Annotated in this window: 22 protein-coding genes and 1 pseudogene; 4 read left to right on the forward strand and 19 right to left on the reverse strand. The window is 57.3% G+C overall.

Annotation, left to right across the window (positions count from 1 at the left end):
• Positions 1 to 158 precede the first annotated feature (158 nt).
• The 6 genes from AO353_RS12675 to AO353_RS12700 are packed head-to-tail and all read right to left on the reverse strand — an operon-like array spanning position 159 to position 4,386.
• Complete coding sequence (locus AO353_RS12675) at positions 159 to 1,838, reverse strand: acyl-CoA synthetase family protein (RefSeq protein ID WP_054595264.1); 1,680 nt, start codon at positions 1,836 to 1,838, stop codon at positions 159 to 161.
• Positions 1,835 to 2,380, reverse strand: a complete 546-nt coding sequence (locus AO353_RS12680; protein ID WP_054595265.1) for a hypothetical protein — start codon at positions 2,378 to 2,380, stop codon at positions 1,835 to 1,837. The genes AO353_RS12675 and AO353_RS12680 overlap by 4 nt, the downstream gene beginning before the upstream one ends.
• Positions 2,377 to 2,631 carry an acyl carrier protein gene (locus tag AO353_RS12685; RefSeq protein WP_054595266.1) on the reverse strand — a complete coding sequence of 85 codons (255 nt, stop codon included), beginning with the start codon at positions 2,629 to 2,631 and terminating at the stop codon, positions 2,377 to 2,379. Before AO353_RS12685 ends, AO353_RS12680 begins: the two co-directional genes overlap by 4 nt.
• A 9-nt stretch (positions 2,632 to 2,640) precedes the next feature.
• Positions 2,641 to 2,901: a phosphopantetheine-binding protein gene (locus tag AO353_RS12690; RefSeq protein WP_054595267.1), complete on the reverse strand. Its 261-nt coding sequence runs from the start codon at positions 2,899 to 2,901 to the stop codon at positions 2,641 to 2,643.
• Positions 2,882 to 3,691, reverse strand: a complete 810-nt coding sequence (locus AO353_RS12695) for a lysophospholipid acyltransferase family protein (RefSeq protein WP_054595268.1) — start codon at positions 3,689 to 3,691, stop codon at positions 2,882 to 2,884. The genes AO353_RS12690 and AO353_RS12695 overlap by 20 nt, the downstream gene beginning before the upstream one ends.
• Positions 3,667 to 4,386, reverse strand: coding sequence for a beta-ketoacyl synthase chain length factor (locus AO353_RS12700; RefSeq protein ID WP_054595269.1), 720 nt, complete (start codon positions 4,384 to 4,386; stop codon positions 3,667 to 3,669). Before AO353_RS12700 ends, AO353_RS12695 begins: the two co-directional genes overlap by 25 nt.
• Positions 4,387 to 4,745: 359 nt before the next feature.
• Here AO353_RS12700 and AO353_RS12705 point away from each other — a divergent pair, with 359 nt between their 5' ends.
• Positions 4,746 to 5,516, forward strand: a complete 771-nt coding sequence (locus AO353_RS12705) for a ParA family protein (protein WP_054595270.1) — start codon at positions 4,746 to 4,748, stop codon at positions 5,514 to 5,516.
• 190 nt (positions 5,517 to 5,706) lie between these two features.
• Here the strand turns inward: AO353_RS12705 and trxC are convergent, their stop codons facing one another.
• The 11 genes and pseudogenes from trxC to AO353_RS12755 all read right to left on the reverse strand — a co-directional run bounded on the left by trxC (position 5,707) and on the right by AO353_RS12755 (position 17,607).
• Complete coding sequence (trxC, locus tag AO353_RS12710; RefSeq protein ID WP_054595271.1) at positions 5,707 to 6,141, reverse strand: thioredoxin TrxC; 435 nt, start codon at positions 6,139 to 6,141, stop codon at positions 5,707 to 5,709.
• A gap of 56 nt (positions 6,142 to 6,197) precedes the next feature.
• Positions 6,198 to 6,406: pseudogene (locus tag AO353_RS32110) on the reverse strand (hypothetical protein).
• A gap of 47 nt (positions 6,407 to 6,453) precedes the next feature.
• Positions 6,454 to 6,780 (reverse strand): DUF6124 family protein, encoded by a 327-nt coding sequence (locus AO353_RS12715; protein WP_054595272.1) that lies wholly within the window; start codon positions 6,778 to 6,780, stop codon positions 6,454 to 6,456.
• A 236-nt stretch (positions 6,781 to 7,016) separates the two neighbouring features.
• Positions 7,017 to 7,781: a hypothetical protein gene (locus tag AO353_RS31540; protein ID WP_102667216.1), complete on the reverse strand. Its 765-nt coding sequence runs from the start codon at positions 7,779 to 7,781 to the stop codon at positions 7,017 to 7,019.
• A gap of 269 nt (positions 7,782 to 8,050) precedes the next feature.
• Positions 8,051 to 8,800, reverse strand: a complete 750-nt coding sequence (locus tag AO353_RS12725; RefSeq protein ID WP_054595273.1) for a hypothetical protein — start codon at positions 8,798 to 8,800, stop codon at positions 8,051 to 8,053.
• Positions 8,801 to 8,928: 128 nt separating this feature from the next.
• Entirely contained in the window at positions 8,929 to 9,675 is a 747-nt protein-coding gene (locus tag AO353_RS12730) for a hypothetical protein (protein WP_054595274.1), read from the reverse strand.
• A gap of 20 nt (positions 9,676 to 9,695) precedes the next feature.
• Positions 9,696 to 13,022: a T6SS effector BTH_I2691 family protein gene (locus AO353_RS12735; protein WP_237142981.1), complete on the reverse strand. Its 3,327-nt coding sequence runs from the start codon at positions 13,020 to 13,022 to the stop codon at positions 9,696 to 9,698.
• A gap of 131 nt (positions 13,023 to 13,153) precedes the next feature.
• Positions 13,154 to 14,032, reverse strand: a complete 879-nt coding sequence (locus AO353_RS12740; protein ID WP_054595276.1) for a DUF4123 domain-containing protein — start codon at positions 14,030 to 14,032, stop codon at positions 13,154 to 13,156.
• Complete coding sequence (gene tssI / locus AO353_RS12745) at positions 14,029 to 16,083, reverse strand: type VI secretion system tip protein TssI/VgrG (RefSeq protein ID WP_054595277.1); 2,055 nt, start codon at positions 16,081 to 16,083, stop codon at positions 14,029 to 14,031. The genes AO353_RS12740 and tssI overlap by 4 nt, the downstream gene beginning before the upstream one ends.
• Before the next feature lie 133 nt (positions 16,084 to 16,216).
• A complete protein-coding gene (locus AO353_RS12750; RefSeq protein ID WP_054595278.1) occupies positions 16,217 to 16,735 on the reverse strand; it encodes an Hcp family type VI secretion system effector in 519 nt (172 codons plus the stop codon).
• A gap of 353 nt (positions 16,736 to 17,088) precedes the next feature.
• Entirely contained in the window at positions 17,089 to 17,607 is a 519-nt protein-coding gene (locus AO353_RS12755) for an Hcp family type VI secretion system effector (protein WP_054595279.1), read from the reverse strand.
• Between the two features lie 172 nt (positions 17,608 to 17,779).
• On the opposite strand from AO353_RS12755, the gene AO353_RS31860 reads away from it, so the two are divergent.
• The 3 genes from AO353_RS31860 (at position 17,780) to AO353_RS12765 (ending at position 18,806) form a co-directional block, all read left to right on the forward strand.
• Positions 17,780 to 17,905: a hypothetical protein gene (locus AO353_RS31860; RefSeq protein WP_256583849.1), complete on the forward strand. Its 126-nt coding sequence runs from the start codon at positions 17,780 to 17,782 to the stop codon at positions 17,903 to 17,905.
• Positions 17,906 to 18,111: 206 nt separating this feature from the next.
• Positions 18,112 to 18,408: a type II toxin-antitoxin system HigB family toxin gene (locus tag AO353_RS12760; protein WP_054595280.1), complete on the forward strand. Its 297-nt coding sequence runs from the start codon at positions 18,112 to 18,114 to the stop codon at positions 18,406 to 18,408.
• Entirely contained in the window at positions 18,405 to 18,806 is a 402-nt protein-coding gene (locus AO353_RS12765; RefSeq protein ID WP_054595281.1) for a helix-turn-helix domain-containing protein, read from the forward strand. Before AO353_RS12760 ends, AO353_RS12765 begins: the two co-directional genes overlap by 4 nt.
• Before the next feature lie 6 nt (positions 18,807 to 18,812).
• Here AO353_RS12765 and selO read toward each other — a convergent pair whose 3' ends face one another.
• Both selO and mscK read right to left on the reverse strand, forming a co-directional pair.
• Positions 18,813 to 20,276 (reverse strand): protein adenylyltransferase SelO, encoded by a 1,464-nt coding sequence (selO, locus tag AO353_RS12770; RefSeq protein ID WP_054595282.1) that lies wholly within the window; start codon positions 20,274 to 20,276, stop codon positions 18,813 to 18,815.
• 58 nt (positions 20,277 to 20,334) lie between these two features.
• The gene (mscK, locus tag AO353_RS12775) at positions 20,335 to 23,682 is read right to left on the reverse strand and encodes a mechanosensitive channel MscK (protein WP_054595283.1); all 3,348 of its coding nucleotides are present in this window, start codon (positions 23,680 to 23,682) and stop codon (positions 20,335 to 20,337) included.
• Between the last annotated feature and the right edge of the window lie 30 nt (positions 23,683 to 23,712).

Raw genomic sequence — 23,712 nt, forward strand, 5'->3', positions numbered from 1 at the left:
CATTGTGGCGAGGGAGCTTGCTCCCGTTCGAGTGCGAAGCGCTCGCAATCAATCCTGCGGACGAAACCTGGCAGGCCGCATTGGAGGGTTTTGGGGCTGTTGCGCCCGAGCGCGGACCGACCCGCGGGAGCAAGCTCCCTCGCCACAGATGCATAACTTTAGACATCTGCGGCCTCCAGTAAAATTCGTCCACTGGAGCAGGTAGCCGTCTCATTGCGATAGGCGAAATACAATTTGCTGCGCAATGGGTCGAAGCGCAGATGCAGCTGGATTTCATCGCCGGGGCGCACCAGTTGCTGGAACTTCAGCACTTCCATGCCGGCAAACTTTATCGGCAGCTCCATCAGCTGCCGACCCAGGTTCAGCGCCCATTCGACTTGCACCACGCCCGGCAATACAGGCGTTTGCGGGAAGTGGCCGCTGAAGTAGGCAAGGTCCGGCGGCACCGCCAGTTGCAGGCTCCACTCGCCATCGGCTTCGACCTGTTCCAATACATGCGGCGCCTTTGGACGGGGCGCCAGCAGCAGGGCTTCAACGTCGGCTTGCGGCAGTTTGCCCTGGGCGTTCAGCGGCAGTTGACGCAACAAGCGCCAGCGGCGCGGCAGGGCCAGGGTTTCGCAATGTTGACTCAAGTGCTGACGCAGTTCCTGGGTCAGGGTACGCCGGCCTTGGTTGCGCAACGCGTGCAGACCCTGTTCGCTCAGCACCAGCAAGGCTCCCAGCGAGGCCCGGTTCTCCTGAACCACGCCGAGGCGCGCTTCGGCGACCCAGTCGTGAGCCATCAGCGCCTGTTCCAGCATCGGCAGCGAGATACGTTTTTCTTCCAGCTTGACGATCCGGTCCAGCCGTCCAAGCAGTTCGAAACGACCGTCGGCGGCGATGTGCGCGGCGTCGGCGGTATGTTCAACGTGGTCGACCGGCAAGTACGGCGAGGCGATGAGCAGGGCCCCGTCACTGTCCTGACTCAGCACGACATCGGCAAAGGGTTGCCAGAGATCGTCGCCCTGACGCCAGGCAATGCCACCGGTTTCCGAGCTGCCGAGAATCTCCGTCGGCCATTGTTGCAGGCGTGCGTGCAAGCGTTGCGCCGCCTCGGCCGGCAACGCGCCACCGGAAGAAAACACTCGGCGGACTGCGCTCAAGGCCGGCCAATCGAGGTTGTCGCCCATGCGCTTGAGCAGCGCCGGGCTGGCAACCCAGGCGAAGGCTGGATGTTCGCGACTGGTGCGCTGCAGGTCTTCCGGGAACGCCAATTGCCGGCGTACGAACGGACGCCCGGCGCACAGCGGCCACAGCACCCGAAACAGCAATCCATAGATGTGCTGGGTGCCGACGCTGCCGATGATGCAGGCGTTGCCCAGGTCCGCGCCCCACAAGTGCTCCAGCGCCTGAACTTCATTGGCCAGTTGCCGCAGGGTTTTCTCGATGCGCTTGGGTTCGCCGCTGGAGCCGGATGTGCACAGGCTCAGGTGGCAGTGATCGAGATCCAGTTCGGCGGCAGCCAGCGGCGCCTGCTGGAAGTCAGTCAGCTGTGCGTCGTCTGCCAGATCGGTCAGCCACAGATCGACCGCCGTCGACCAGCGCAGACGGGTTTGGGGTTGCAGATCGGCAGGCAGCAGCACGCTGACCCCGGCACGCCAGGCGCCGAGCAGGGCAATCGCCAGTTGCGCAGCATCTTCCAGGTGCACGGCAATACGCGTCACACCTTGTGCTTGCAGGCCAGCGGCGAGGCGCAGGGCCTGCTCGCACAGGTCGGCGTGATTGAGCGCCGGATGCGCCGTGACGGCGCGCGCAGGTAGTGCCTTGAGCAACAGTTGCTCAAGTTTTATCCAATTCATGGGTGGCCTCGTACCCGTTGTCGTATGAGCCATTCAATGGCAAACAGCAAACCCATTAACCCGTAGGAGATCAGGCCGGTGTACAACATCCACCAACTCAGCGGCGCCCAAAGGGTCAGGGCGGCGGCGAGCAAACCGTTACAGAGGAAAAACACGCTCCAGGCGATCGTCACCTGGCGGGTATAAACAATGGCCTTGTCCGGCAGATGCGGTTCGCGCAAACGCGCCAGCCGCTCGATCATCGGTTGCCCGAACTTCAGGCTCAGGCCAAACAACGCCAGCATGAAACCGCTCATCAGCACCGGGTACCAGCGCAGCAACACAGGGCTGTCGAACAGCGCCAGCAGCAGGCAAAAAGCAATGGCAACCACCGCCATCCAGACGCTGCCGGGGCGTCGCTCGCCCAGCAGCGCACGGGCCAGCCACAATCCGCCCAGCAACAGACCGAACTGCCACGGGGCAAAATGTTCCATGCCGAAATACACCGCAAAGGGGTACAGCAGGCCCGCCAGCAGCAGGCCGAGGCCGATCAGTCGGCTCATGCGGCCGGTTGAACCAGACGGTAGACCGCCTCGACCACGTCGCCGACGGTACGCACCGACTTGAACTCTTCGGCGGCGATTTTCTTGCCGGTCTGGCGTTTGATGTGATCGATCAGGTCGACGGCATCAATGCTGTCGATTTCCAGGTCCTGATACAGGTTGGCGTCCAGGGTCACGCGTTCGGGTTCCAGCTCAAAGAGTTCGACCAGGGCATCACGCAGGGTGTTGAAGATGTCGTCACGAGTTTGCATGGTCCGGTCTCAAGCTGCCTGTTTTGCAGTGACGAACGCCGCAAGGCTCGCCACGTTGGTGAAGTGACCACGGGTGTCATTGGCATCGGCGTCGATTTTGATGCCGTACTTTTTCTGGATCGCCAGGCCGAGCTCCAGCGCGTCGACCGAGTCCAGGCCCAGGCCTTCGCCGAATAGCGTCTGCTCGTCGCCGATGTCCTGCACGCCGATGTCTTCGAGGCCAAGGGCGTCAATGATCAACAGTTTTATCTCAAGCTTCAGATCGCTCATCTTCGGCGAGCTCCTTAATAAAGTAATGGTGAAAATAATCGTTGAGCTTGCGCGAGGCCTGAGGTGCAGGGCCCAGCGCTGCGAAGGCCTGTGGGTCTATATCGGCCCCGACACGGAAACTGAAGTGCACGCGACGTTTGGGGATCCGATACCAAGGCTCGGCCTTGGTCAGGGTCGTGGGGCTGACCTTGATGACCACCGGGGTGACGATTCTCGCACCGCGCAGGGCGATTGCTGCCGCGCCCCGATGAAAGGCCGGCGGTTGGCCGGGTTGGGTGCGGGTGCCTTCGGGAAAGATGATCAGGGTCTGGTCGCTTTTCAGCGCGTCGGCAGCAGCGTCGAGCATGTCCATGCTGCCGTCGTTGCTGATGTACCCGGTGCGGCGTAGCGGGCCGCGAGTGAAAGGATTTTCCCAGAGGCTTTTCTTGACCACGCAGTTGGCATGGGGCACCAGGCCGATCAGGAACACGACATCGATCAACGAGGGATGATTGGCAATGATCATCTGTCCCGGACGGCCGAGTTTTTCCGCACCCTGGATGTCGTAGGTCAGCACGCCTGTGCGGGCCATGAACCGGACAAAGGAGCGGAATATCCGGCTGACAATATGCCGCGTTCGTTGTCGATGGGCCTGGGCATCGCCCGGCAGGCAGCCGAGCACCGGGAGAATCACCAGCCGCAGGCACAGCCCGCCCAACCCGAAGAGGGTGAAACTCAAGGCAGTGGCCAGCAGGCGCCAGTAATAGGCGTCGCGGTTTTTATCGGTTACTGGTTGCGTTGCCAGGTCCATACACGATTTTTCCAGGCATGTTGGCAGGTGGTCTGCTGGCCGAGCAGGGTACTCAACAGATTCAGCGCATGGGGCCAATGGGGTTTGGACAACGTATCCGAGGTGCTGTTCAGAGACAGCTGCCACTGATTTCCGGGTGTGATCAACAGGCCGACCGCATACGGGAACGGCACATCGTCGATCCAGGTCGAGTAGGCTTGCGGCGGTTGCTCTTCGGTGATCACCAGCAATACCGCCGGCGCGCCTTCCTCAAGCAACGCGGCGGCCTCTAGCATGCCGTGTTCAAGGCCATCGCCGGCCGCCGCGAGGGCTGTCATCTCGCTGGTTTCGCCGCGCATGATCGACCACAGGCCGATGACGGCGTTGTGCACCGACAGACTGAACTGAGTCGGCGACAGCGGCTGATCGGCGGCCAGGTCGTTGAGAATCTCGAAGGTGCGCGGAGTTTCGCCGTGACGAGAAATGAAGACCAACGGTAGCTGTTCGTGACCCTCGGCCAACGGCCAGCCGACACTAAAGGCCATCCGCGCCAGACGGCTGAGTCGCCGACGCTGCATGGCCGGCAAAAACGATACGTCGGGGGCGGCATCGCTGTTCTCGAGCACGACCGGTTGTCGGCTCCAGGCTTGCCAATCGTCCACGCTTTCGAGCCCAGGGGCCCAAGCGCGCCATTGGGCGATATTGAATTTGATCACTGAAAATTCATCCCGCCCCTGCGGGCTTCCTTGACGCGGTGAGTCGATTGACCGGCGACTGACCCGGCATGACGCTACCGCCGAGTGGCGCGCATTATCCCGGTGCGGCGGGCTTTCAGCAAATACTGGCCCCATTTTGTTCGGTGTGCCATGCCGTTTATCCGCGAAAAAGCTGTCGTTTTGCCATTATTCGGTTTTTTACAGACGTGTCTGTCAGTTGATTCATCACTCAAAGGGCGAAGTCGGTCGTTTTTTTGCCGAGATTGCAGCTGACCGTGCAGTCTGACTGCCAACGAGGTAGCGAAGCTGCGGTGTCGGCAACTACACTCGGTCATTCTTTGATACACGGAGGTTTTGACATGCGGCGTGTGGTGTTCAATCAGAAAGGTGGCGTGGGCAAATCCAGTATTGCCTGCAATCTGGCGGCGGTCAGCGCCAGCGAAGGCTATCGCACGCTGCTGGTGGATCTCGATGCCCAGGCCAACTCCACTCAGTACCTGACGGGCTTGACCGGCAACGACATCCCGATGGGCATCGCCGACTTCTTCAAACAGACCTTGTCATCCGGGCCGTTCTCGAAGAAAAACCAGGTCGATATCTACGAAACCCCGTTCGACAACCTGCATGTGGTCACTGCCACCGCCGAGCTGGCCGACTTGCAGCCCAAGCTCGAGGCCAAACACAAGATCAACAAGCTGCGCAAACTGCTCGACGAACTGGCCGAAGACTACGACCGGATCTACCTCGACACCCCGCCAGCGTTGAACTTCTACGCGGTGTCTGCGTTGATCGCCGCCGATCGCGTGCTGATTCCCTTCGACTGCGACAGCTTCTCCCGTCAGGCGCTGTACGGCCTGCTGGCGGAAATCGAAGAGTTGAAGGAAGACCACAACGAAGAGCTGCAAGTCGAAGGCATCGTGGTCAACCAGTTCCAGGCCCGCGCGAGCCTGCCGCAGCAGATGCTCGACGAACTGATCGCCGAAGGCCTGCCGGTGCTACCGGTATACCTGGGCAGCTCGGTGCGCATGCGCGAATCCCACCAGGCCAACATGCCACTGATCCACCTCGACCCCCGGCACAAACTGACCCAACAGTTCGTCGAACTGCACAACCTGCTGGAAAACACCTGACAGCCGCCCACTGAACGCGGTCCCCTGTGGCGAGGGAGCTTGCTCCCGCTGGGCCGCGAAGCGGCCCTAAAATCTGACATTGCGGTTTGTCTATTAAGTCTCAATCGTCGACGTTACGACTGCTTCGCAGCCGAGCGGGGGCAAGCCCCCTCGCCACAAAGTTCTGAGCTGAGCTTTCTACTTCAGGTCATCAAACTCCCTGACTACGCAACCAGCTCATCAACTGCGGCAACGGAAACGCCCCGCTCTGACGCGCCACCTCCCGACCGTTCTTGAACAGAATCAAACTCGGAATCGAACGAATCCCCAACTGCGCCGACAACTGCTGATTCGCCTCACTGTCCAGCTTGGCCAACCGACACTTGCCCGCCAACTGCCCCGCCGCCTGCTCGAACACCGGCGCAAACGACTTGCACGGCCCACACCAATCCGCCCACACATCCACCAGCAACGGCAGATCACCCTTGATCTGACTGGCGTAATCGCCTTGCGTCAGCTCGAAGGGTTTGTTCAGCAGGACTTCGGCTTTGCAGCGCCCGCACTTGGGATGATCGCCCAGGCGTTCGGCGGGGATGCGGTTGAGGCCGTTGCAGTGGGGGCAGGGGATCAACAGGGGTTCAGACATGAAAGGGCTCCGGAAAGTGGGCAATGCAACCAATCTGGAGCCGAGGCCGTGGATTATCAAGGTGTGCAGGTAAGAGCAAAAAATGGGCGACCCCAAGGTCGCCCGATGACGTTCAGTATGTCGCAGCCATCGCCAGGGCGAATGTTTCCAGCAGTTGGGTGGCGCTGCGGATGCGGAAGGCCACTGTTTCGCGCAGCACGTCGAGCGGGGCTTCGGTGTCGATCAGCGGGGAAGGGACGTTGCAGTCCAGGCCGGTGATAGGTATCTATCGAGACTTGGGGAACTCTCCATTCGATAAAACAGCGCGGCCCGTCAATGGACGGCGGACGGATTGAGCCGGCTGCCCGCCGAATCGGGCAGGTCGAGGTTCTCCAGCGCTCTGTTCACCAGCAACTCGCCCAACACGATCATCTGTTGAATGCCCAGCGCCACGTTGCGGTGCGCGCCTTCAAGCTCAAAGGCCAGGTCGGTGGTCATCGCGTTCAGCGAGGCCAGGATTTCGCTGGCGTGGATTAGCAGGGTTTCGGTGTCGATGTTGGGGGTAACGGTGAAGATGGGGCTGGGACGTTGGGTCGGGTTTGGGCTGTCGAGGGGATCGGTGACGGTGAGGCTCAGTGGTTTGAGGGCGATCTTTTTCATGGTGAAGCTCCCTGAGCTATGGAGCCGCATAGCGGCATTTGCATGCCTTGATACTGTTCAGTCTGTCAAAACTGGCCGCTGAGTTTGTGGCGACTTGTGAAGACTATCCGCGTGGTCGATTTGGGACAAGTTCATCCAAGGCGCTACAGCGTGCGGGAAATGTCCTAGGACGGTTTCTTTTTGGGGGGTGTCCCGAAAATAAATCCGTGGCCCTTTCTTGTCCCTGATGAGTGAATCTAAAAACTCATGTCAGCTTCAATGTTCTCTTCATAAGTAGAGAGCAATTTCATAATGCTTTCGTTGCCGGAATATTGCTCTTTCAACTGCTTCAGCTTTTGGTCTGTGCCCTTGCAGTATTTGTTGATATCGCTGATGACACGGTTGAGGTTGCCCGGGTCGGCGGGGTCCGGCTCAGGGATGTCGCCGCGTAGAGAGTCACAGTTATCTCTACTTTCGATGTAGCTGGATACGTCGGTCGGTACGGAGCTGTGCTTTTCCGTTTCGCAAGAATTAGAATTTGGCTCTATGCCGTATCCAAGATTTAAGTATAAGTGACCGTTCAATATTCCATTTTTTCTTGAGAAAAGATGGATGCCTTCTTGGCTTAAACAGGTGCTGATTATTGTACGTTGACCCTTAACCTCAACCGCTGTGGCGCCATTTTCATTTGCGTTTTTGCCAACTACAGCTATGCCGATAAAAGGTTCTTTATATTGAATGTCGAGCCCGTAGACGTGCATGTCGGACTCGTTGAGCAGGTCGATTACATCGCCCGGTTGCCGTTTTTCTCCATTTGACTTTGTTAACTTGCAGCAGGCAGCGGTTCCGTTGGTTTTAGGGAACTGGACTGAAATGGCTTCGCCGATTGCAATTTCCTGAGTGGTATATAAATAGGTCTTCCTGTCCGGATCATTTTTAATGAATCCAAACCCGATATTTTGGGCAGGCGCTGATGTTGAAAAAATGATTAAAATGATGAGTAGAACGTGTTTAATGTCCATCTGGTGACCAATGTGGTGGGTCGAAAAAAGTTTTTTAACTCCATAATGTAGCACCTATGGGGTTTAAGTCGCTTAAGTTTTTAATAAAAATAGAGGCGCCAGAAGCATCTATGGTTGTTTTTCACGGAAAGGGGGGCGGATTTATTTTAATTGGATTTATTTTAGTTGGGTGTCCCGAAAATAAATCCGTGGCGCCCCTTTCTTGAGGTGATTTGCGCGAGGCGGTTGGCGGTAGCAAAAGTGGTTGTATGCACCACACATACCAAACGTTAGTCAGTGCTAAGTGGTACATTAACTTTGGCTTTGATAAACGGTACACCCGGAGATAAATAAGGTTTGATCAGTTTGGCTACGTTTCCTTTTTGCTTGCGCTTGCAAAAAACATTAAGGCTCCAGTTGGTTATATAGTCTTTCCCCTCTAGGGTGATGCTGTATTTTAAATCGACTACTTCTCTATTGGTAGCAATGGCGAGCTGTGTGAGTTCTGCCCACTTGAATGCATAGTGATGGTATTCAGTTTGCATTTCCTGGTAGCTTTTTGAGTTCGCCATCGAGAGATACATCAAGCCCATCCCTCCCGGGCCTATCAGCACGCCGATCAGGAATGCCGGATCAATGGTCGCCAGGAAGATAAAAATAATCGCCGTTATACCGGCAAACCATTTTAGAAACGTCAATGCCCATTTGGGGAAATCTTTCCACTTGCAATACTCCACTCCGGACTGAGTAAAGCGATAGGCGAAATTCATTCGCTGGTGGGTGATTGATGTTAAGGCAATATTTACGGTAATGAAAAATAGTAGAGTCAATATTCCGCTAAAAACGGGATCATTGTCCATGCTTCGGTATAGTAGGATTGAGCCAGCTGTTGTTGCGGTGAAGCAGAACCAAAACATTGCGTTAGCCACAAACGTATTGTAATTGCGTGCCCGAATCGTCCATCCCAACAGTTCTGGTTCGTCGGCATACTTCCATTGGAGTTGCGACGGCAGCTCAAGTGCTTTGTCAAAATTGAACATCGTAGGGCTCATTGATTCATTCAGTTAGGGACGGCCTGCTTCAAGGTCAGAAAAGCAGAAAAGGGGATTATTTGCGCGAGGCGGTTGTCGGTAATAAAAGTGGTTGTATGCACCACACATACCAAACGTTAGTCAGTGCTAAGTGGTACATTAACTTTGGCTTTGATAAACGGTACACCCGGAGATAAATAAGGTTCGATCAGTTTGGCTACGTTTTCTTTTTGCTTGCGCTTGCAAAAAATATTCTGACTCCAAGTGACAATTCCATTGTCATACATGGTGTACTTTAAGTCCACAACGTCTCTATTGGTTGCAATGGCCAGCTGTGTGAAATCCTTCCATTCGTATGTCAGATGATGGTATTGGGTCTGCATTTTTTGGTAGCTCCTCGAGTTCGCCATCGAGAGATACATCAAGCCTATCCCTCCCGGACCTATCAGTGCACCAATAAGGAATGCTGGATCAATGGTTGCCAGGAAGACGAAAATAATCGCCGTAATCCCGGCAAGCCACTTCAAAAACGTCAATGCCCATTTAGGGAAATCTTTCCACTCGCAGCACTCCACTCCGGATTGAGTAAAGCGATAGGCGAAATTCATTCGCTGGTGGGTCATGCACGAAATCGTAAATGACATTGACAGATAAAAAACCACACTAGCCGATATGCGAGAAAGGTAACTCTCACCAGGAGGCGCAACTGAATATACGGCATACGTCCCCCCCATTATTACAATTGACATAAATGCAAACATGCAATTGGCCACGAAGGTGTTGTAATTGCGCGCCCGAATCGTCCATCCCAACAGTTCTGGTTCGTCGGCATACTTCCATTGGAGTTGCGGCGGTAGATCAAGTGCTTTGTCAAAATTGAACATTGTAGGGCTCATTGATCCATTCAGTTCGGGACGGCCAGCTTCAACAGCTGGGTGCTTTTTTGGGCCAGTACGATGTCGTCCTTTAGCTCACCGCTAAAGGCATTGTTGGCTCGGTCAGCTTCACTCGCAGCCCACTCAAGCGCCAATCGAAACATATAGCCGCGTCCGTCAGTGCGCTGAAGCACTCCGGCCGGATACTTGACCTCCAACTCAAGGATCGGACTGTCTGTCGAGGTGTCGATCCACACTTGCCAAAGACGGTGCTGTTCGGTGCTGGTGTAACTGAAGTCAGCCGGGCTGGTTTTACTGCCGGCGCCGTTGGGCAACTGTCCGAGCAGCTTTGGGTCTACCCAGTTTCCGTTGAGGAACTGGCCGTAAAAGCTGCTTTTTGTGGTTTGCAGTTCATCTTTAGAAAAATAGTTCTTTTCGATCATCGCCGGTTGCAAGGTCACTTCTTTGCCCGCCAACCCGTTAGGCACTTGGACCTGCACCCAGAAGCCCAAGCATTTTCTCGGGGTACTGCCGCCGCCGTAATACAAGGCTCTGCCCACGACGCTTGGTCGTTGCAGGCTCTCCAGCAGGGCCTGCATCTGTTTTGGATGGCCCTCATCACCTAGCCATTCAGGTGTTGCCCCGCGTCCCCAGCTGCAACGGTACAGCCACAGCCGCAGGCCCTCGCGCTTGTAGCGGTTGGCGGCCATGGTGATCATCAAATAGGCAACCCCGAGGACCGCCACCATGATCGTCACCGGAGTGGACATTACCCAGGCAAAGCTAAACCAAGAGCCGAGGCCTGCGCCAACTAGTTGGCCCGTGGCAACAATAGACATCCCTGCGACAATACGAAACTTCCATTTAAGTGCGTTTTTCTCTTCCTCACTGGTGGCACCATCGATGTCATTGGACAGCTGCCAAGCCTCAAGCCCGGTCGCCATGACTCCCAATGCCGCCCACGTCACTGTGCGCCAAATCAGGCCTTTCGAAGCCGCTGCAAACTCGTGAGCAATTGCTGATTCGCCAGTCTTTCTCGCAGCAATAGCGTCAGACCATTCGGTGTATCCTGCTTGCGCAAGGGTTAGTGTCCTCCTACCTAGCTGCGTAGACATCTCTCCCGCACGACTCCACGCCGGCCCGACCCACAGCGCCGCGATAGCATTGGCAGCGTAGGCGGCGTTAGCACCCACAGTGCGCCATTCATCGGCAGAAAACTTACCGTCGTTTTGCGCTTGTTTGGCGCTGCTATAGACATTCCACAGGTTCAAACCGACCACCAGGGCGGGCAGGGCATTGCCCAGGTTCTGGCCCATCCAGGCTTGGGTGCGTGTCAGATACTCCTGGGTGCCTGCAATTTTCAGTTGCGCCATCACCTCGGTTTGTCCCAGGTCGGCGAGCCAACTGTTGATTTGCGGTATGCCGATACGCAGACGAGTGCTGCCAGACGCTTTGGCGACGATCTGATTGGGACGTTTCAAGAGCAGGTTTTTCAAATGCTCTTCATGGGATTGCAGAGAGAGGCGCGCTGAGCGTTGATCGTAAGCCGCACCGGGACGGCGCAACACTCCTTTGTCGCCCGTTATTTTATTCTTCACGGTTACGACCTCCAGCAGCCAGGCCTGGTAGTCGCGCTGGTAGGTCGGGTTGAAGGTCAGTTGGGTGGCGCTGGAAATTTCGGTGGAAATCAACACCTGGGGCGCGGCGAGGGTCAGCGCCGCTTGTTGTTTCATCGCCGGTAACAGCAGAGTGCTCAGCCCATGCCAGGCGTCCCTGGCCTGGTTGTTGGCGACCTTGACCAGGGTGGTCATGGCTTGCTTGGCGGCACTGCTCATGGCCTTGTATAACTTACTGTTCTTGACGACCTCCAGGTCGAAGATCGCTTTGATTTCACCGGTGCGGGTGCCAATGTTCGTGGCATCGCCCGAGGAGGTCGGAGCCAACGCGGGTGAGCTGCCGTCGCCTTCACTGCCCTGGTCATCAAGCTTGCCGGTAGTGCTGAAGTTGTGCGTCACCTTCTTTATCAAAGTGGCGACTTCCGGGTTGAAGTTGAACAGCGCCAAGCTGAACAGTGTGCTCGGTTGCCTGGCCTGTTTGCACAACCACTTTTGCCCGTTCTCCCCATTGCCCAGTGCCGTGTAAATAGCGTGGGCGGTCTCCAGAAGCAGACTGGCTTGGTCTTCATTGCAGGTATCGTGGTAGACCGCCTCAGCGCTGGGGCTGAGTTGGTCGAGCCAGGTGATCAGATCACGCTCGCTGCGTTGACAATGGTCGTGGAGCCGTTGTGCCTCGGTGGTGGTCTGGCTCAGGTACTTCTGTACTTCGTCAAAGCGCACGTCCTCGCGCCAAAAACGTTTGGCGTTCCATTCTTCAAGGGCTTTTTTCCATTTGTTTTGATCGGGCAGTTGCCCCCATTTAGCCTTGAATGGGGTTTCGGCGGCAGCGACTGTCGATGTGGCTCCCATCTCCACCATTCCGGCTTGATCGGCAGGTACCAGGTCTTTGCCCCGTTCGACTTCATCATTGGTTTTCAGAAGTGTGTACAGGTCATCGGTATAGGCTTGCCGCTGAATCGGGTCTTTGATCGAGGGCGGAATAAAAGGATCGGCATCGAACCCACACAAATTCTGCACGGCAAACGCACTTTGCAGTTTGTGTTGATGCAGGGCTTCGAATTGACTTTGTTCCATGAGCCGACCGATCAGGTTCATGTTCAGGTCATCGACCATCGCCAGTGGATCATCCAAAGCGACGAAGAGGGCAGTATCCTGTGCTGGAACTTTGCCGCGTACCAGGGCTTCTTCAAAGGCCGGCTTGAACGGAGCGCCAGCGTCTGTTGCTTTGGTCGGCAAAAGGGTGCTGGTGAAGGTCGAGGCTTTTTTGCCCGAAACCAGAATATCCGCGACACTTTTACCAAGCTCTGTGATCGCGTCACCGTGGGCGACTTTCCCGCTGCCGCAAAACGCTGGCAGATCAATCTTACGCATCCATTGGGTTTGTTCGGTGGCACTGTTGCGCATCAACTCGCACATGCGCCAGGTCCATTGCACAGGCGAGTAAGCGATACGCAATTGGCTACGTCGCGGATAGAGCAGGTACGGGTGCGTCTCGCCCGGGTTGTTGCGCACGTCCTTGTTCAGCTGGCTGTCGGTCCATTTGTGACGAGTGAACTGTTCGGCTTTTATCTGGTACTCATGAAAGGTCTTGTCGATACTGTTCCACACATAGAGCCAACCGTCGCGCAATTGGCGCAGGGTATAACTGCGTGTTTTCAGCTCTGGCGGTTTGCTTGACCAGTTTTTTGGCAGTGGATGTGGCCCTTGGCTGCTGCCCTTTTTTATCGGGGACTCGTCCAAAGCATAACGCACCGGAAATATAGCCACTTCCCCCTGCATCAGTGGACATTGGCCTTTCCCCATGGGGGTGTTGGTAAACTCTTGGTTACGTCTAGCCTGTTTCAGTTGGGCTTCTGTTGCGGGCTGAGTCATCACACTTCCTTGATCACTTCGACGTCCAGGCAATCGTCATCCATCTGCTGGATACGCAACTCGGGTGAAAGCTTCAGCGCCTTGGGTGTACGGGCCAACCAGTGCTGGTAGGGGGTGTTGGGGTGTAGCGTAAATCCTTCGCCCCAACGCAAAGTGTATTCGACCCAGATCGCGAGGCTGCGTTCGCTCGACAGCCCCCAGGCATCGGCTTCATCCAACCGCTTATTGAACCACTGAGTCCGGGTACTGGTATCCAGTTGTGCCAGGAGCTGAGGATGGCGCCGCTCGAAACTCTGGTTTAGCCGTTCCATGAAGCGCCAACGGGCAGCCTGGTCCAGCGCACTCAGCTGTATTTCTCCCAATTGAGCGTAGGCATCAACCCACTCAGGGGGAGATGCTGCACGAAAAATGCTTCGCCATTCGGATGACCCCGCAAGCTCCCAGGAGTGCTGGTTTTCGGGCACGTGCCAGGCTTCTATCGGGCCAAGCATTGCATCCAAGTGCGCACCTTGATAGCTACCTAACCAATAACGTGCCACCAATGGGTCGGCAAAACGCAGCAGAGCGTTGCTGCCAAGTACATCCGGCGGAGCAATGAAGCGCCGCAAATGGCCCGCTACGATATTCATCGGCGCGAGACTGTACAAAAGGCTGGCGTCTGCCGGTTGAATAGCGTTTTGGAGCGTCTCGCTGATCAAGTGGGATGAGCCTCGAAGCGATACCAATATCGGACCCAGGTCATGCAGCTCTTGCCATCGCGTTCCGATGTACAGCGGCTCAATCTCCAACGGTTCACTGCGCTGGTAGAGATGGGTAATCGCGTCGGGCCGTAATACACCATCAATCAGCAAGAAATTGGCCTGGGAAACATTGTTCACGTAGCGTTCTCCTTCGCCGCTGGCTCCTTGGCCGCTTGCTCACAGATCTCACAGCGTGGGGTACCGCGCATCAGCGCCTGCCGTTGCGCCGGCACCAGCAACTGCCCAGCCTTGTCCGCATCCGCCTGCTTCAACGGCCCCGGCAATATCGGCGCAGCTCCCGTCCCACTGCCCGGACTGCCGCCGCTGTTCATATTGATCGCCGGCCCGCTGAGGGTCACGCCGCCGGCGTCGATTTTGATGAAGCTGCCGCCGCCCTTGAGGGTCAGTTCGCTGCCGGCTTCGAGCACCACTTTCAGGCCGCTGCTGAGGTGGATTTCCTGACCGGCTTCGATGAACTGGCCGGTGCCGATTTTGATGTGCTGGTTCACGCCGACGGTCAGGTGGTCATTGGCGCGGGTTTCGACTTTGCGGTCTTTGTGGACGGTGTGGTGTTCTTCGGCCTTGAACTCGCTATAGCTGTTGGCCTCGACGGTGTCGTGGCGTTCGTTGCCGACGCGGATCTTCTGGTCGTGCTCGATGTTTTCATCCCAGTCGCGCTGGGCGTGCAGGAAGATCTGTTCCTGGCCTTTCTTGTCTTCGATGCGCAGCTCGTTGTAGCCACCGCCACCGGGTGAGCTGAGGCTCTTGAAAGTACTGCGGGTTTTGTTCGCTGGCAGGTCGTAGGGGACGACGTTTTCCTTGTGGTACAGGCAGCCGCTGATCAGCGGCTGGTCGGGGTCGCCTTCGAGGAAAGTGACCAGCACTTCCATGCCGATCCGCGGGATGGCGATGCCGCCGTAGTGGGCGCCGGCCCAGGCGGACGAGACGCGCAGCCAGCAGCTGGTCTTGTCGTCGGCCGTACCGATGCGGTCCCAGTGAAATTGCACTTTCACCCGACGGTATTGGTCGCAGTGGATCTCTTCACCTTTGGGGCCGGTAACCACCGCGCTCTGGCTACCGAGAATGCGCGGCTTCGGGTGCACCAGCGGCGGGCGGTTGGGCACGTCCCACGGCGTGGCCTGAAAGCGGTTGCGGTAACCCTGGTGGAAGTCGTCCTTGAGATCGGTGGTGTTGCTGGTCACCGACTCTTCGAGCACTTGCGGTTGCTTGCCTTCGTGAAGGATTTCAGTGAGCAGCCACAGGTCGTTCCACTTAGGCTTAGGGTGCTGACTCAAGGCCAGGAAATACCCGCTGACGAGCAGCGGCTGATCGCTTTTGCCTTCGGCCAGTTGGTAGTCGCTACGGTGCCGTTCAAGGGAGCGCTTGGCCAGGTGTTTGCCGCGTTCGCGGTCGATAAAGCGGCCTGGATAGTCGTAGTCTTCGAGGTCCGGTTTAGCGTCGCCACGGGCCTCGCTTTCGAGGGTGATGCGCGGTTTCTCGAAGTCGTAGTCGCGACGGGTGGTACGGCTGGTGCGGGTTTCCAGGCGCAGGTCGAAGCGCTTGATCACCGGGTCGTTGGCGAGCATACCGGAGTCTTGCTGGTAGGCCACCGGCGCGAGTTTCGGGAACACCGTCTGGTCATCGCCGAATACCAACTTGTGGGCGGTGGCGCTGTGCTGGAAGTGGAAATGGATACCTTCTTCCTCGCACAGGCGCTGGATGAAATGCAGGTCCGATTCATCGTACTGAACGCAGTACACGCGTTCGGGATAAATCGCCCCGACTTTGAATTCGTAGGCATTGCTTTGGATGCCGTGCTCTTCGAGGACCTGGCCGATGATTTTCGGCACACTGAGGTTCTGGAAGATGCGTTGGTTGATGCGGTGCGCAAGGTAAGACAGTTGCGGACGCAGGGTCACCGAGTAGCGGGTCAGGCGTTTACCGGTATCGCCTTGGGCGACGCGATAGATCTGCCCGTGAATGCCGGTGCCGTTTTGCGCGAGCTGCAAAAACGCCGGTTTGTGCAGCAGGCTTTCGAGGTCCAGGGACGGGTTTTCGCTGACCAGTTCGACGTCGAACTGAAATGGCTGACTGATGGCTTCTCGACCAGTGAGGGCAAGTACCTGGAGATCGTTCGCCAGACCTTCTACGGTCAGGGCGAAGTGAGTCTGGTTGGCCGGCGCGAACATCCGATGTTCCTCGTGCAGTGCTGCAGCATCCATCAAGCCCTGAGTGGGCGATCAACGAAGGCAAGAATTCTTGGGTGGCACAAACAACATCGACCAGCAGCGCTGGCCGATGTTTTGTAACGGTCGGCCAGACTTAGCCAGCGACCGGGGAACGCCAGTCATCGGAACCCGAAGTACCGGAGACTTCGTGGGTCCAGGTGATTTTGCGGTAGGTGAACTCTACGTCTTCCAGGTGAGTGAAGTGCGAGTTCGCCGGGTCTTGGCAGTTGTGCATGTAGTCTTTGATGTCGACGATGATCGCGTCTTCAAGCTTGGTGGTGAAGTAGTGTTCCTGGGTGCCGGCAGCCGAAGTGCGGTACCACTGGATGGTGATTTCGGTCAGGCGCTCGCCGGAAGTCAGTGCAGCCAGCAGCAGTGGCGAGGACTTGTCGAAAACCTTGGTGATTTTCACTGGCTTGTGCACGCGCTGACCGGTGGGTTGGCCGGACTGCGGGTCACGCGGGATGATCACTTCGTGGTTGAAACCCTGAACCATGACCTGGTCTTCGTGACCTTCCTGGTAGGTGTTGCCAACCGAATCAGCGGTGAATGCACCGGCAGTGATAAGGCCTTGTTTGGTGCCAGTGATGGACATATACGCTGGTGTAGCCATGGATGCTCTCCTTGCTGAATAAATGAGGGTGCCCGGGAGGCGAGATCGCCCGGTGGGTACTCCTTACAGATCAAGCTTCGTGCCATGTAGTACATTTCGTATATAAATCAATGATATATGCGTTATCGGTGTCGGGCTTGTCCGGTTTGCCTGTAGGAATAGTCGCTAATGTGCGCAAGAAGTTGCGCAGTGCTGCGCAACTTCTTGCGCACTTGGCTACAGGCCTTGTGCGGCGTGGCCTGGAGCAGGATGGGGTGGTGTTCTTCAGAAGGTGAGTGCGCAACTTCTTGCGCACTTGGGTTTTTGGATGCCATTAGCAAGGCTGGTCGCTGCAACGAATCGGTGGTGCAGCCTTAGCCTGCGATTGGAACACGCCAGTCATCAGAACCGGATGTATTGGAGATGACATGCTCCCATGTGATTTTGCGGTAGCTGAAGTACACATCTTCCAGGTGAGTGAAGTGCGCGTTGCCAGGATCCTGGCAATTGGGCATGTGCGACTGGATCTCTACGATGATGGCGTCTTCGAGGGTGGTGGTGAAGTAGAGTTCCTGAGTACCGAGAGTTGAGGTTCGGTACCACTCGATGTGGCATTCGGTCATTTGCTCGCCGCTGGTCAGGGCCGCGAAAAGCAGTGGTGAGGACCTGTCGAAGATTTTGGTGATCATCAGGGGTTTGTGAACGCGTTGACCGGTTGGCTGTCCGGACTGCGGGTCGCGAGGGATGATGACCTGGTGACTGAATGCTTGAACCAGAATCTGATCTTGATGGGCGTCCTGATAGACATTCCCTACCGAGTCTCGAGTGAGGTTGCCCTCAGTGATGAATCCTTGCGTGGCGCCTGATAGGGACAGATATGCGGGTGTTGGCATGAATGCTTTCCTTGCCTGATCAATCGAAGGTATCCGGGAGAGGAAAATCGCCCGATGCACACCTGATAGTGATCAAGCTTCATGCCACTTAAATTTAATCTATATAAATCAATAAGTTGAAACTTTTTTTCAAACTGGCATCGATAAATTTTCAAGAAAAGTGCGCAAGTTCTTGCGCACCACCGCGCAAGAACTTGCGCAGTGCCTTGAAAGCCATACAGGCGATGCTGCGAGCCTGATCAAAAGCTGGTTATCCACAGGCATGCTGCGCAAGTTCTTGCGCATCATGGCCATGTGACTGCCTGGCGTGCATGGCTTCAGAGCTATCGCGGGTGACACGGTAGAAAAGAATGCTCACATGTTCGCCAGCGTCAAAGGGGGCCGTGTATCTAGGCTGGTAGAGCGCATCGAACAGTGCACCGTTGGTCTGCCCGGGTGTATAGCAAGTTGCGATATGAATAGCCCTGGCTTAACCTCCATAGCAAGATGCGATAAGGATGTTGCATGCGTGTGATCACCGAAAAACGAATATGGGAGGCCAAGGAGCAATGGCCACATTCAGCCAATGCGCTGGATCAATGGTATCGACAGGTCAAGAGGAACAGCCCGGGCGACTTTGCGGCGATGAAGGCGATGTTCCCTGCAACCGATAAGGTGGGGGCTTTCCATGTATTCGATATTGGCGGGAACAAGCTGCGCCTGATCGCTGTTGTGCACTACGCGGCGCAACGGCTGTATATCAAGCAGGTGCTGGACCATCGTGAATATGACAAGGGTAAATGGAAGGAGGAGCGTCGATGAGCGTTCTGATCAAACAAGCCGCTGAGCACTGGCGCTTTGTGTCGCCGTTGCTGCGCAAACCAAAAAATGAGGCTGATTACGATGTGCTCGTCAAGGCGCTTGATGAGTTGCTGGACCTGATTGGTGAAGACGAATCCAGCCCGCTGATGAGTCTGGTGGATATCCTCAGTGACTGGATCGAGGCCTACGACCAGCAGCACCGGCCAATGCCAGTGGCCAGTGGTGTTGATTCGCTGCGCTACATGATGCGTGAACACGGCTTGAGTCAGAGCGAGCTGCCGGGTGTTGGCGCGCAATCGGTGGTATCGGAAATCCTGAGTGGCAAGCGCCAGCTCAACCTGCGGCAAGTCCGCTGGTTGGCCGAGCGCTTCGGTGTGTCGGTGGAAACTTTCATCTAATCGCCCTCACGACGAACAGCTGATCTCCAGATGCTTGCCCCACTCAGGTGGGCGCTCGGCGTAGCTGTCCATGCCAGGCTGTTCTTCGAACGGTTTGCTCAGTACCGCGTGCAGGCGGCGGACCTCGGCATAGTCACCGCTTTCTGCCGCGTCGATGGCTTTCTGCGCCAGGTAATTGCGCAGGATGTAGAGCGGATTGACCGCGTGCATGCGGGCGCGGCGCTGTGCTTGATCGCTGTTGCCGTCGCGGGCGACGCGTGCGCAGTAGCGCTCGGCCCAGGCATCGAAGCCCTTGATGTCGACGAAGTCGTCGCGCAAGCGGGTGACGGCAAGCTCGGCGGCTTGATCGCCCAAACGGCGGAAAAACAGGCTGTAGTCGACGCTGCTGTTTTGCATCAGTTGCAGCAGGTTTTCGACCAGTTGCTGGTCGCCTTCTTCGCCAGTGGTCAAGCCGAGTCGACGGCGCATCAGGTCCAGGTAATGAGCCTGATACAGCGGGAAGTACAGGCCGAGGGTTTCGCGCAGGGCTTCGACGCTGATGAACGGTGTCAGGGCCTGGGCCAGTGCGCTGAGGTTCCATTGGCCGATCGGCACTTGATTGCTGAACGAGTAGCGACCCTGATCATCGGAATGGTTGCAGATGAAGTTGGCGTCAAAGTCGTCGAGGAAGGCAAACGGACCGAAGTCGAACGTGACGCCGAGGATCGACATGTTGTCGGTGTTCATCACCCCGTGGCAGAAGCCATAGGCCTGCCATTTGGCGATCAGCTCGGCGTTGCGCTCGACGACTTCGCGGAACATCGCCAGGTATGGTTCCGGCTGTTCCAGGCACTCGGGAAAATGCATCGCCAATACGTGTTCGCCGAGGGCTTTCTGTTGTTCGGGCCGCTTGGTGTAGTAGAAATATTCGAAATGCCCGAAGCGCACATGGCTCGCTGCCAAGCGCAGGACCATGGCCGCGCGTTCCTGTTTCTCGCGCCAGACCGGGGTGTTCGAACCAATGACGCACAGTGCGCGGGTGGTCGGGATGCCCAGTGCGTGCAACGCTTCAGACGCCAGGAACTCACGAATCGATGAACGCAGCACCGCCCGGCCGTCGCCCATGCGCGAGTACGGCGTTTGCCCGGCACCCTTGAGGTGTAAGTCCCAGTGTTCGCCGGCCTCGTTGTAGACCTCGCCCAGCAGCAGTCCGCGACCATCGCCCAATTGTGGGTTGTAGGAACCGAACTGGTGCCCGGAATAGACCATCGCCCGCGGCTCGGCTTCTGCCCACAGCTTGTGACCGCCGAACAGTTCGGCGAACACCGGCGTTTCGGCAACACTCGGGTCGAGGTCAAGCAGGGCCATGGCCGCCGGGCTGGCAACCACCAGTCGTGGTTCGCCGATGGGCTCAGGCAGTACATGAGTTGAGAGCGCGTCGCCCAGGCGGGCGAAGCGGTTGTCGAAGGTCAGTTCGTCGAGGGCTTTCAACGGCCATCTCCAGCAGAATGTCCGAGCATTCTGCTGGGGAATGGCGCGTGGCGTCCAGTCAGTCGAGTTGTACCGATGGCGGCTCGGGTGGGGTCTTGCCTGTATTTGGAGCCTTGGTGGGTTTGACTGCATCGCTGGTCAGCAACAGCTGTTCCTGGCCTGTCAGGTTTTTCAGGTGGATATCCACCTGACGGAAAGCGATGTTGATGTCGTGCTTCTTGAACTCGCTGTTGATGAACCGGTTGATTTCATCGAGTGCCGGGTTACGGTCGCCGAGGTCGCGCACGTGAATACGCAGCTCGTGATCCAGGGTGCTTTCACCAAAGTTCAGGAAGTACACCGAGGGCGCAGGGTCCTTCAGCACGCGCGGGTTTTCCATGGCCGCTCTGAGCAGCAGGGTACGTACCAGCTCCAGATCCGAATCGTAGCCGACGCCCAGCTTGAGGGTGACCCGGGTCACGGTGTCGGTCAGCGACCAGTTGATCAGTTGCCCGGTGATGAACGTCTTGTTCGGGACAATGATGTCCTTGCGGTCGAAGTCGGTGATGGTGGTGGCGCGGATGCGGATTTTGCTCACCGTGCCTGACAGGTTGCCGATGGTGATCGTGTCGCCGATCCGCACCGGGCGTTCGAACAGGATCATGATCCCGGAGATGAAGTTGGCGAAAATCTCCTGCATACCGAAACCCAGGCCGACCGAGAGTGCGGCCACCAGCCATTGCAGTTTGTCCCAGCTCACGCCGAGGGTCGACAGGGTGGAAACGAAACCCACACCGGCAATCACATAGGTCAGCAGGGTGGTCGTGGCGTAGGCACTGCCCTGGGCCAGATCGAGCTTGGACAGCACCAGCACCTCGAGCAACCCCGGCAGGTTTCGCGCCAGGGCTACGGTAATACCGATGATGATCAACGCCCCGAGCATGTCGCCGATGCTGATCGGCACCATGCTCATGTTGGCGCCGACGCCGCTGGTGTATTCGTACAACGTGATGTTGTCGAGGTACGAGAACACCGAGATCAGGTCTTTCCAGACCCAATACAATGCAGCGATGAAGCCGCCGAGCAAGGCAAGGCGGATCAGGCGCAGGGACTGTTCGTTGACTTTCTCGATGTCCAGTGTCGGTTCTTCGACGACCGCTTCACCGTCGCCGGCTTCTTTGGCGGCCTGGCGTTTGGTCAGGGCGCGCTGGTAGGCCAGGCGCCGTGCCGCGACGGCCAGACCGCGCACAAAGGTGGCTTCGATGATCAGCCAGAACATCAGCAGGTACAGGGTGTTGATCAACCGGTCGCTGAGTTTCAGTGCGGTGTAGAAGTAGCCAAAGCACACGGCGATAAACAAGGCGATCGGCAGCACAGTGAATAGAACGCCGACAGCTTTGCGAAACAGGGAGGCGCTGTTATGGGTCGGACTGTTGATCAGCAGGCGGCTGAGCAGCCAGGCCATCAAGGCGTAGCAGGTCAGCACCACGGCGATGCCGATTACGTCGTCCGTCAGGGCCGCCGGTTGTAATTCGGCCACCGCCACCACGGCGACCAGCGCCAGTACCACCAGGCCAAGACGACGGATCCAGCCGCGGAGGAATTCCACCTGCGGTCTTTCCCAGCGAAAGTGCAGTTCTGCCACGCCACCCGGCGCAAGTATCCGGTACGCGGTATAGAACAGCAGCCACGCCTGGGCAATTTGCAACAGGGCGGCGCCGAGGTTGGCGTTTTGCCCGCGGGCGTCGATCTGCAAGGCGAAACCGCACAGCGCCAGGGCCAGTGACACCGGCATTGCCAGCAGCACGTTGATCAGGATCGCCTGTGGTGTGTGCCATTGACTGTCACGTTTGAAGTGACCGATGTCCTGGTGCACCTTGTTCAGTCGCGCATAGAGGTACTTGCGCCGCCAGACCAGGAAGCCGATCAGCAGCACCAGCGGCAGAAACAGCAGTGGTCGCTGGGTCAGGCCGTCGGCCAGCTCGCTCAGGCTCGAAGCCCACGGCAGAGTGACGACCTGTTTCTCCAGGCGGTCCGGCACGCCGCGCATCCATTCGAAATCCAGCGGCTTGTTGCTGGGAATCCAGAACATCTGTTCGTCGAGGGTCGCGCGCAGGTTCTGAGCGGTAGTGAGCAACTGTTTCTGGTTCAGTTGCAGGGTGATGGATTCGTTGAGCAGCGCACTCAGTTCGCGGCTCAGGCGCTCCAGCAGGTCGGCGCGGGTGACAGCCAGGTCCAACAGGTTCTTGCGCAGCTGCGGGGTGACCTGATCGGGCGGCTGGCTCGCCAGCAAGTTATCCACATAGGCGCCGGGCGTGCTGATCAGTTCGCGTTGTTGATTGACCTCGAACTGGTACAGGCGAATGTCGGCGATGTCATTGGCCAGGTCCCGATCAAGCTTGAGGCGGGGCAAGGCCTGCTTTTGTTTGTAGAGGATCTTGGACAGCAACAGACTGCCCTTGAGCACGCTGATCTGCTCGTCCAGCGCGGCGTCGCTTTGGGTCACGCTGTCGAGTTGTTGCTTGGTCTGCAGGTTCTGCTGGGTCAGTTCGTTGAGACGGTCGGTGCTTTTGAGCAGGTAGTCGGAGAGCTTGAGATTGGCGGCGCTTTCGGTGGCCAGCAGATTGCTGCCGCCAGCCTTTTGCGCTTCGATCGATTGTTGGGTCACCGTCTGTTGAGACTGGGCCAGGCGCTTTTGGTTGATCAGGGTTTGCAGGTCCTGGATCTCCCGCTCCATCCGTGCGGTTTTTTCCAGCAGCAAGTCATGTTGGCTGCTGCCCAGGTCCTGCAGTTGACTGTTGCCAGCCAGTTCCTGACGACGCAGCGGGATCAGCGCATTCAGCGCGGCCAGCTCGGCGTTGAGGGTGTCGCGTTGTTCATTCGTCAGGGCTTTGCCGTTGTCTCTGCCCAGCTTGAGGATGCCGTTGATTTGCAGGATGCGTGTCTGGCTGGTGCTGATCTCGGCCTGGGCGCGCTCGGGGCGGGTCTGGGCGGTGATGATCAGGCTGTTGGCATCGGCCAGGGCTTTTTGCAGATCGCTTTGCTGGGTGCTGCGTTCAGTCAGCATCTGTTCGAGTTGTGGCACCGACAGGTTGGCGTAACGTTGCTCGACCGGTACGGCTTTGCTGGCCTTGAGGCGCTCCAGCTCACGCTGGTTTTCGATGTTCTGCTTGGGTGCCGTGCTCAGTTGCTGCTTGAGGTTGTCCAGGCGCTTTTCATAATCGTCGCGATTGGACAGTTGGGTCAGCGTCTGTTGCAGCACCAGTTGCAGGGCTTTTTGATCGGCCTCGGGCAGCTTGCGCTCGGCGATCTTGTCCAGGCTCTTCTGGACAGACTCGGCGGACGGTGGTTCGGCCGCTTGCAGGGTGCCAACGGAGAGACTCAGCCCTAGTAGGGCGATAGCTAAAAATGTGCGCAAGGTTGGCATAGAGACCGATCGAAAACGTAACGAAAAAAG

The sequence above is a fragment of the Pseudomonas fluorescens genome (assembly GCF_001307155.1).
GTDB classification, from domain to species: Bacteria; Pseudomonadota; Gammaproteobacteria; order Pseudomonadales; family Pseudomonadaceae; genus Aquipseudomonas; species Aquipseudomonas helvetica.

What these genes read in the sequence shown, in the direction of transcription:
- AO353_RS12690 (WP_054595267.1), bottom strand. Translation starts at nt 2,901, where the DNA reads ATGAGCGATCTGAAGCTTGAGATAAAACTGTTGATCATTGACGCCCTT.
- AO353_RS12760 (WP_054595280.1), top strand. Translation starts at nt 18,112, where the DNA reads ATGCGTGTGATCACCGAAAAACGAATATGGGAGGCCAAGGAGCAATGG.
- AO353_RS12715 (WP_054595272.1), bottom strand. Translation starts at nt 6,780, where the DNA reads ATGAAAAAGATCGCCCTCAAACCACTGAGCCTCACCGTCACCGATCCC.
- AO353_RS12755 (WP_054595279.1), bottom strand. Translation starts at nt 17,607, where the DNA reads ATGCCAACACCCGCATATCTGTCCCTATCAGGCGCCACGCAAGGATTC.
- AO353_RS12725 (WP_054595273.1), bottom strand. Translation starts at nt 8,800, where the DNA reads ATGTTCAATTTTGACAAAGCACTTGAGCTGCCGTCGCAACTCCAATGG.
- AO353_RS12685 (WP_054595266.1), bottom strand. Translation starts at nt 2,631, where the DNA reads ATGCAAACTCGTGACGACATCTTCAACACCCTGCGTGATGCCCTGGTC.
- AO353_RS31540 (WP_102667216.1), bottom strand. Translation starts at nt 7,781, where the DNA reads ATGGACATTAAACACGTTCTACTCATCATTTTAATCATTTTTTCAACA.
- tssI (WP_054595277.1), bottom strand. Translation starts at nt 16,083, where the DNA reads ATGTTCGCGCCGGCCAACCAGACTCACTTCGCCCTGACCGTAGAAGGT.
- AO353_RS12695 (WP_054595268.1), bottom strand. Translation starts at nt 3,691, where the DNA reads ATGGACCTGGCAACGCAACCAGTAACCGATAAAAACCGCGACGCCTAT.
- AO353_RS12750 (WP_054595278.1), bottom strand. Translation starts at nt 16,735, where the DNA reads ATGGCTACACCAGCGTATATGTCCATCACTGGCACCAAACAAGGCCTT.
- AO353_RS12765 (WP_054595281.1), top strand. Translation starts at nt 18,405, where the DNA reads ATGAGCGTTCTGATCAAACAAGCCGCTGAGCACTGGCGCTTTGTGTCG.
- AO353_RS12675 (WP_054595264.1), bottom strand. Translation starts at nt 1,838, where the DNA reads ATGAATTGGATAAAACTTGAGCAACTGTTGCTCAAGGCACTACCTGCG.
- mscK (WP_054595283.1), bottom strand. Translation starts at nt 23,682, where the DNA reads ATGCCAACCTTGCGCACATTTTTAGCTATCGCCCTACTAGGGCTGAGT.
- trxC (WP_054595271.1), bottom strand. Translation starts at nt 6,141, where the DNA reads ATGTCTGAACCCCTGTTGATCCCCTGCCCCCACTGCAACGGCCTCAAC.
- AO353_RS12680 (WP_054595265.1), bottom strand. Translation starts at nt 2,380, where the DNA reads ATGAGCCGACTGATCGGCCTCGGCCTGCTGCTGGCGGGCCTGCTGTAC.
- AO353_RS12705 (WP_054595270.1), top strand. Translation starts at nt 4,746, where the DNA reads ATGCGGCGTGTGGTGTTCAATCAGAAAGGTGGCGTGGGCAAATCCAGT.
- AO353_RS12730 (WP_054595274.1), bottom strand. Translation starts at nt 9,675, where the DNA reads ATGTTCAATTTTGACAAAGCACTTGATCTACCGCCGCAACTCCAATGG.